Here is a 6,885-nt window from a genome sequence, read left to right as displayed (position 1 = left end):
GACCGTCATGCCAACGCAACATGACAATGTCGCTGTCGGCGAGGCCCGAGTGTCGCTGAGGGGAAAAGTTGAACGTACCGCTGACGCCCGGATAATTCTGCAGTTGCTCTAGCGCATCACGGCTTTTTGCCTTGTCGCCGTGGCCTATCGTGAAGGCTTTGGCGGCCAACAAAATAGCGTCATAACTCTGCGCTACATATTGATTCGGTTCCCGGCCGAAACGGGCTTTGAACTCCTCGGTAAGTTTACTGATTGGAGCCTTCTGGACGTCTGCGACCGGGAGGTCCTGCCCTACCGGGAACTTGACTGAGGTAAATAACACGCCCTCGGCGTCAGCACCCGCAAGCTCCATATAGCGCTGACTGACAAACCCATAGCTATGAATCAATGGCAGCTTAAGGCCCAGTTGACGGGCCTGTTTGATAAAAATCACGCCCGCCGGGGTGACGGTCCAGCACAACACCGCTTGCGCATCGCTGTTCTTGATCCGCGTCAGTTGGGAGGTCAGATCTGTATCAGCTGGCGCGAAAGCTTCCAGCGTGGCGCTCAGGCCCAGTTCTGGCGCAAGCGCCTTAAACTCTTCAGCGGCGGATTGGCCGAAACCACTCGTATCGTGCAGCAGGGTCAAACGGGTTATGCCCTGTTTATGCAGGTAGCTGGCGAGACGCTCGAACACTTGACGATCATCCACTGTGCTCTTAAATACCCATGGCCTTTCGGCGACGGGTGAGACGATGGACAAGGCTCCTTCGGTAGAAATGAAAGGCGTCTTGAACTGCTGGACCATGGGCACCATCGCTTGGGCAATACCGCTCATATTGCCGCCGCCGACCACTACATCCACACGATCCTGAGCCAACAAGCGGCGTGTGGCAGCAAGCGCCTTGGCTGTCTGGCTTTCTGCGTCGTAGAACACCCACTGCACGGGCTCACCATTTACCCCACCGTCGCGGTTCACATCATCAATGCCCAGTTGCATACCATCGCGCATGTCCTCGCCGAGAAACGCTGCGGCACCCGTGGTCGATAAGACCGTGCCAATCTTCAAGGGCTCAGCATGGGCCCAGCTCGCGAGGACGCTTAGCCCGACGGCAACGATTAACGATTTTTGCTGCATTGAATGAGTCCTTCGACGAGCGCTAGGTCGGCTTCGTATCGCGATACTCGGCCATGAGGTATGGGCTAGAGCGTGGCGAGGCCAAATGAGGGCGCAGAGAGTAAGCACAAACTGAAAAGAGGGATAAAGACTTTGAATTCATAAGAATATGTCTAAATATTATTTCGAGATTTAAGTAGCAGCCTATCTAATAACAAAGATTGTCCGTTAAAAAACCTATTTATTATCGTTATCTGGAATATCAAAAATGGCCGCTGTTCGTACTGAGCAAATGCATCTCGCCGCTTTCGCTGCTGCGGGTCCTGTCTCAGGCTGTCATGGTGGTTGGCGCCATCCTGCAGCAGATCGCAACATCCTCGACGCGGCCTACTACACCGAACTAGGGCGTTTGCTGGAGGCCAGCAAATTCGACATGCTTTTTTTGCCAGACATTCTCTCCATCCCTAACCGTCATGAGGGCAGCCATGACAGTCAACTGCGCCATGGCGCATTAGGGGCGTTGCGCCTGGACCCGATGATCGTGCTTTCCATTATTGCCGCCACCACACGGCACTTGGGCCTGGCCAGCACCTTATCCACCTCCTATTTCGAACCCTATGCGGTAGCGCGAGCCTTTGCGACCCTGGACCACATGAGCGCCGGCCGTAGTGCCTGGAATATCGTGACCTCGTTTCAACAATCCGAAGCTGCCAACTTCGGCCGCACCGAGCAGCTGTCACGGGACGAACGTTATGATCGAGCTGAAGAGTTCGTTGAAGTAACCTGCAAACTGTGGGACAGCTGGCGCGACGATGCGCTAGTGCGCGATCCCGTCACGCCGCTCTATGCCCGTCCTGACGGTGTTTCTGCTATCGACCATGAAGGAAAATGGTTCAACGTGCGCGGCCCGCTTAATGTCAGCCGCTCACCTCAGGGGCGTCCTGTATTTATCCAGGCAGGCGCCTCTGGCCGTGGCCGCGACTTCGCTGCCAAATGGGCCGACGTCATCTTCGTTACGCACTCTTCGCTAGAATCGGCCAAAGCCTTTTATGCCGAAATGAAAGAGCGCGCCCAACGCTTCGGACGCGACCCGCAGAGCCTAAAAATCCTGCCTGGTATCGTGCCGATCGTTGGCGAAACTGAGGCCATTGCGCTTGAGCAGGAGCGATTGCTAAGTGCGTTAACTGAATCGCAAGCGGGTCTCTCAACGCTGTCGTATCACCTTGATACCGACCTGGCCAGCTTCCCCCAAGACCAAGTACTACCTGAAATGGAAGTATCGGGTGTCCAAGGTCACTATAAAGAAGTAGCGGAGCTGACACGCAAAAGCGGGATCGGTTTACGTGAGCTGGGCCATCGTTACGGAATGGGCCCATTGCGTGAGTTTATTGGATCTGCGGACGCGGTCAGCGCCAACATGCAGCGCTGGTACCAAGAAAACGCCTGCGATGGATTTATGATTCAAGTGCCTTATCTGCCAGGGGGCCTGGAAAGTTTTGCCCGTCTGGTGATTCCGCAGTTGCAAGCAGCAGGACTGTTCCGTCGTGAGTACAGCGGCAGCACCCTACGTGATCACTTGGGCCTCCAACGCCCGGCCAATTAATAAGGATTTCGTCATGGCTAATGTCACCGCACAACTCAGTCGCCAACCAGGCCGTTACCTGCTGAGCGCCCGAGACCAAAACCTTGTGGCCGACGCCAGCCCCGCGCGAGGTGGCAGCGGCCAAGGCTGGAGCGCGCAGGAGTTATTGCTGGCAGCGCTGCTGACCTGCGCGCAGGCAGTGATCGAAGACGAAGCTCGCCAAGACAATTTGGACCTTCGTGACCTGCGTCTGCAGGCAGATTCGCAGATCGATGAAAACCGACCCGGGCACTACGAGTGGATTCGACTGGAACTGCACTTCACAGGCTTGACCCAATCACAGGCCGAGAGCTTGGCTGGGCGCTTTACCACGGTTTGCCCGATCTATGGCTCGCTATCCCGCGGCGCGCCACTGAGCGTTGTCGTCACCGCCACTGCCTAGCCAAAAACGTCCGTTTCAATCATCGAAAAATACCAAAGCACGCAACTCGATACTGCGACGCGGTGGCGCATCAGCCGGTGTATTCGGATCATCAAACGCCGTATGCGCGCTCAGTCGCGCCACGCCGCTGTGCGAATCGTAGATTTTCAGCAGCAGCGCTTCTTCGGGGCGCAGTTGCGGATAGTAATACCAGCGGTGATTCGGGTTAGCACGGACCGAAAATGTCTCGCCGACCTTGTCTTTGTAGATCAGGTCGCTGGGCAGTAAATCGTCGGGTTCGATGCTGGCCGCATCGCACAGCGCAAGTGGCGTGCTGAATACCGGTCCGCCGATGGGTCGCCACAGGTTGATGATCGCAAAACGTTTGAGTAACCGTTGCTCCGCCTCGTCGCCTGGCAGGTGATCGCGGACCCTGCGAATGGCTGAGCGCTCGGTCTGGTCGTTGTGCACATAACGCACCGGTTCGCGCAGGCCTTGCGCTTCGCGGCCCGGCTGGTCAATCCGAATGGTGTGGTCGAAGATCACCACCTTTACCGCACCCGTCTGTTGTCGAATCAGCGCGTCCGCTTCGGGGTAATAGTCATTGCGCACTTGCTCTTCGTCTTCCAGATTGGCGACGGCGCTGGCCTGTTCGACTCGCTGGAAACCTTGACTATCAAGTCTCGCCGGCTGATCGAGCAAGCGTGCGTTATGGATACTCACCTTGGTCGGTTGCAGGGTGCCAGTGCGCTGAGGCTGGCCGTCGGGCCTGACGTACGTGTAATTGGCCGGACGCACGCCGTCGTCCAGCAGATAGTTCAGCTCGCCAGTCACAAACGGCGGGGTGAGGTCTTGTTGATGGCAACCCATGGAAATCCTCCGGGGAAGTTGGGACATGAAGTCCAATTTACTCAGAAGATGACAGGCGGAATAAGAATATCTGCGTCTAAGGTTATGCCTGTTCGGCCACGCACATGCCTATGAACGAGGTAAGAAACCCGCTAAATAAACGACCTATTCTTATAGCCTTACGGTATTTAAAATTTCTCTTTTATAACGGTAAGGTCCGGTAATAAGTCGGACGCACTGTAGCGATCCGACCTGCTCCGGAGCGTTTTAATGTTTACACGACAACCCCATAAACTCGCCAGTTTGACGCTAAGTGCTGCACTGACCCTGAGCGTGCTCACTGCGGGTTTGGTAACAGCCGCACCGGCACACGCTGAAGGGCAACTGCGCATCGCAGAACAGTTCGGTATCGTTTACCTGTTGCTCAACGTGGTTCGTGATCAGCAATTGATCGAGAAACACGGGAAAGAGGACGGCGTTACGATCAAGGTCGACTGGACGCAATTATCGGGAGGTTCCGCCGTTAACGACGCACTGCTCGCTGGGGCTGTCGACATCGCCGGCGCCGGTATTGGCCCGCTGCTGACCGTTTGGGATCGTACCCACGGCAAGCAGAACGTCAAGGCCGTGGCATCGCTGGGTAACTTCCCTTATTACCTGGTGAGCAACAACCCTCAGGTTAAAACCATTGCCGATTTCACCGAGAAAGACCGCATTGCGGTGCCCGCGGTCAGCGTGTCGATTCAGTCGCGTTACTTGCAGATAGCCTCGGCCAAACTCTGGGGTGACCAGGACTACGCACGGCTGGATAAATACACCGTCAATTTGCCGCACCCAGACGCCACGTCGGCGATTATTTCCGGTGGCACTGAACTCACCGGACACTTTTCCAACCCGCCGTTCCAGGAACAGGAGTTGCAAAACCCCAATGTGCATGTGGTGCTCAACTCCTACGACCTACTGGGCCCGAACTCGCCCACTGTATTGTTCGCCACCGAGAAGTTTCGCAACGACAACCCTAAAACCTATCGTGCGTTCGTTGAAGCGCTGGCCGACGCTGCGGATTACATCGCTAAGGACAAGCCCGGCGCGGCAGACACTTATATCCGTGTAACCAAGGCTAAAATCGACCGCGATGCGCTGATCAAAATCATCAGCGATCCGCTGTTTGAATTCACCATCACGCCAAAAAGCACTTACCCTGTGGCGGACTTCATGTTCAGGGTTGGGGCGATCAAGAACAAACCTGCGTCATGGCAAGATTACTTCTTCGAAGAGCCAAAATTGCTTCAGGGGAGCTGAAGTCTCGCCTCACATTAGCTGCAACTGATGGGCGAATCTCGAACAAGCGAATAGTTGGACTGCCGACGACTTCGCCCTTCGACAGGGCGACACATTCAAATCAAGTCAATGACACAACTGCTTGTTCTATCTGAGGTTATGGGGCAATGAGCTAATCCGATATGCGCCAATCACTTCCTTGGTCGTGACGAGTGTTTGCAGCAACAATTGCGACTCCTCTGACAGGTTTTGTTTGTCGACTGACAGCGACGAAGCATCATCCCCTAGGGCATTGATTTCCTTGTTCAAGTCCACAACCCGTGCTTTTACAATGCCGGATAGCACGCTAATGTCGGCATCAATCGCAATCAGCTTGTCATCTGTAATCTTATGCGATGCGGCCCAGTACTCTTCGGGCAATGATAAAACATCGACCCCTAGGGTTTTTACTAATTTTCCACCCAGGGGAGCGATAATTTTTTTTGTGATTTTTTTGAATATTTTGTCAGGTGTCTTGGATGACTTGTCTTTCGAGAGTGCCGAGACAATAACGTGGTCAGGATCCAGTTCGTTCCCAGTGAGATTGATCCTGCGTGGCTGTATGCCGTGTGCCTTCATGATGTTATTGAAATATTTTCCAGCTCTTTTAGCAATTTGCTTTTTCCCCAGACTCGTCCCGATCAATGCCCCGAGTGCACCGCCCACTATAGCGCCAGCTACTCCGCCCAACGCTGCACCTACAGCACCACCAGCGCCACGTATGAAACCCTTAGTGAGTATGTTGGCGACACGCCCTCCAGCCTCGAGTAAGCGACTTATCCAGCTTTCGTGATTTTGAATCGTTCGCTCGATATCTATAGTCCGAGAGGTTATGACGGAGAGTATTTTCTTATGCCGATCTATTTTTGATCGCACTTCTTGAGCTGCCTCGCTCAGCAGTCCGGTGTTATCTATAAGCGTAATCGGATTGCACTTCACCATGAGATAAACGTTCAAACCGTCCACATCCCCCGCCGGGTCTGGATTGATCCAACGCTGCAACCAGGGCGCGTAGTACCGAAAGCCGTAGTAATACAACCCCGTCGCATCGCGCTCTTTGCCTGAGTAACGAACGGTCTTATAGTCGGCCTCGGCTTGGCTTCTGGCTGCCCACCAAGCCGTACCGCCATATGGATAGTAGCCCTCGTGGCTGATGACGTCGGCCCCGCCGTCCAGCTCCAGCACACTGCTCTCCCTTTGGTCGTCCAAGCTGTAGCGCAGCTGCGGATTTGGCAAAGCATTGCGACTCTGATGCCAGTACAACCGCCGCACGTTGCAACGCCCCGCTTGTACCGTTGCCACATGCAACACCTCGCGCTTGGCCGTGTTGGTGCGGATCTCCAGCCCCGGCAGATAGCGAGTCTCAGCGACATGGATGAGCGCCTTGGCCTGCTGCACTCGCACTTTGCGTCGACGCTGGCCATCGCCGCCGTAAACGTACACTTCGTCGTCGTTCGACCCGTCAGCCCGTTGCACCTGAGTCACCCTCTGTAACTGGTTGCGTGCATCCCAGCTCATGACTTGCACGCCCTCGAGCTGCAACAGATTACCGTTGGCATCGAACCCTCGACTCAGATCCGGTGGGTTGTCTGCATCGGCCATGAACAGGCTGCGATT

Annotated in this window: 6 protein-coding genes; 3 read left to right on the top strand and 3 right to left on the bottom strand. The window is 55.2% G+C overall.

The annotated features are described in order from the left end of the window. On the bottom strand, positions 1 to 1,117 hold a 1,117-nt coding region (locus M0974_RS17885), incomplete at its 3' end, for an ABC transporter substrate-binding protein (RefSeq protein WP_297839572.1). Positions 1,118 to 1,364: 247 nt separating this feature from the next. On the opposite strand from M0974_RS17885, the gene M0974_RS17880 reads away from it, so the two are divergent. Continuing rightward, positions 1,365 to 2,699, top strand: a complete 1,335-nt coding sequence (locus M0974_RS17880; protein WP_297839569.1) for an LLM class flavin-dependent oxidoreductase — start codon at positions 1,365 to 1,367, stop codon at positions 2,697 to 2,699. A 13-nt stretch (positions 2,700 to 2,712) separates the two neighbouring features. Further along, complete coding sequence (locus M0974_RS17875; RefSeq protein ID WP_297839566.1) at positions 2,713 to 3,120, top strand: OsmC family protein; 408 nt, start codon at positions 2,713 to 2,715, stop codon at positions 3,118 to 3,120. Between the two features lie 15 nt (positions 3,121 to 3,135). Here M0974_RS17875 and M0974_RS17870 read toward each other — a convergent pair whose 3' ends face one another. Further along, entirely contained in the window at positions 3,136 to 3,969 is an 834-nt protein-coding gene (locus tag M0974_RS17870) for a CmcJ/NvfI family oxidoreductase (protein ID WP_297839563.1), read from the bottom strand. Between the two features lie 249 nt (positions 3,970 to 4,218). Between M0974_RS17870 and M0974_RS17865 the strand changes: the two genes are divergently transcribed. Next, positions 4,219 to 5,250 (top strand): ABC transporter substrate-binding protein, encoded by a 1,032-nt coding sequence (locus M0974_RS17865; RefSeq protein WP_297839560.1) that lies wholly within the window; start codon positions 4,219 to 4,221, stop codon positions 5,248 to 5,250. A 126-nt stretch (positions 5,251 to 5,376) separates the two neighbouring features. On the opposite strand, the gene M0974_RS17860 is transcribed toward M0974_RS17865, so the two are convergent. Continuing rightward, on the bottom strand, positions 5,377 to 6,885 hold a 1,509-nt coding region (locus tag M0974_RS17860; RefSeq protein ID WP_297839557.1), incomplete at its 5' end, for an RHS repeat-associated core domain-containing protein.

Origin of the sequence: Pseudomonas sp., from assembly GCF_026224925.1 — a bacterium.
GTDB lineage: Bacteria > Pseudomonadota > Gammaproteobacteria > Pseudomonadales > Pseudomonadaceae > Aquipseudomonas.
Note: the sequence above shows the minus strand (reverse complement) of the source record. Positions and strands in the feature narration are given on the sequence as shown.